The 1,541-nt window shown below is 63.1% G+C and carries 1 protein-coding gene; it reads right to left on the bottom strand.

The features are described 5' to 3' along the window. Positions 1-1,541, bottom strand: a 1,541-nt coding sequence (locus Q7V20_RS15440; RefSeq protein WP_304792981.1) for a type I polyketide synthase, incomplete at both ends; no start/stop codon positions are given.

Below are 1,541 nucleotides of genomic sequence, written 5' to 3'. Positions count from 1 at the left end.
TTGCAGCAAGGTGCGCAGCTGATCAATGCTGGAGACCATGCAGGCCATGCGGTGGGCCATGGCCTCGCGGCCAACCTGCAGGGTGTACGCAATGTCGGCCAGATCATCCTGCCCGAAGCCTTCCAGCGCCTCCAGCAACTGCTGCGCCCTCTCCCTCAGCCTCTCCTCGTCCCGGGCCGACAGAACAATCACCACCGGATGCCGTTCGCTCACCTCGATGGGCACCCTCTTGCCCGTGTCCACGTACTCCTGCACCACCACATGCGCATTGGCACCTCCCGCCCCGAACGACGACAACCCCGCCGTGCGCGCCACCTCCCGCTTCACACCGGCCTTGTCCACCACCGGCCTCACCCACGCCTTCAACTCCCTCTGCACCACGAACGGCGTGCCCTCAAAATCAATGTTCCCGTTCAGCTTCTCGCTGTGCAGGCTGGGCACCAGTTGCCCATGCTTCATCTGCAGCAACACCTTGCTCAGCCCCGCCATCCCCGCCGCGCTCTCGCAGTGCCCAATGTTCGACTTGGCCGACCCGATCGCGCAGTACTGCCTGTCCTGCGTCTGCTCCCCATACGCCTTGCTCAGCCCCGCGATCTCGATCGGATCGCCCAGCGCCGTGCCCGTCCCATGCGCCTCCACGTAGCTCACCTCTCTGGCATCCACCCCAGACTGCCTGAGCGCCTGGCTGATCACCTGCGCCTGTGCATTCGGGTTGGGCACCGTGTACCCGTTGGTCTTGCCTCCATGGTTGAGCGCGCTGGCTTTGATCACCCCATGAATTTGGTCACCGTCCTGCACCGCTTTGGCCAGCGGCTTGAGCAGCACCGCACCCACACCTTCACCCGGTACGTAGCCGTCCCCGCCTTCTCCAAAGCTGCGGCACAGCCCTTCGCTTGACACAAACTGCCCCTGCGACAGCAGCAGGTACTTGTTCGGGTGCACGCTCACGTTCACCCCACCGGCCAGCGCCACCTCGCACTCTCCCCTGGCCAGGCTTTGCGCCGCCAGGTGCAGCGCTGTCAGCGACGACGAACACATCGTGTCCACCGCCAGGCTCGGCCCTTGGAAATTGCAAAAGTACGACACCCTGTTCGCAATCGAGGACGCCATGCTGGACAGCGCGTACCCCTGCCCCTGCGTCAGCGCCTGCGCCCCATACAACTGGTACTCCTGGTACATCGCCCCTACGAACACACCTACCTGCCCAGCCAAGCTCTCCCTCGTGTAGCCCGCGTCTTCCAGCGCTGCGTACGCGCATTGCAGGAACAAGCGCTCCTGCGGGTCCATCCCTTGCGCTTCCTTGGGTGATATGTTGAAGAACAGCGGGTCAAACTCCTCCACCCCTTCTACAAATCCTCCCCATTTGCTGTAGCTCTTGCCCGCCTTGCCTCGCTCTTGGTCGAAATACTTGTCATGGTCCCACCTGCTCTTGGGTATCTCGCTGATGCAATCCACACCCCCCTTCAGGTTCTCCCAGTACTCCTTCAACGTCCTCGCGTTCGGGTACCTCCCGCTCACACCAATGATCGCCACGTCCAGCG

The sequence above is a fragment of the Aquabacterium sp. genome (assembly GCF_030652515.1).
GTDB lineage: Bacteria > Pseudomonadota > Gammaproteobacteria > Burkholderiales > Burkholderiaceae_C > Aquabacterium.
The sequence above is the reverse complement of the archived record's forward strand: the minus strand, read 5'-3'. Positions and strand labels throughout refer to the sequence as shown.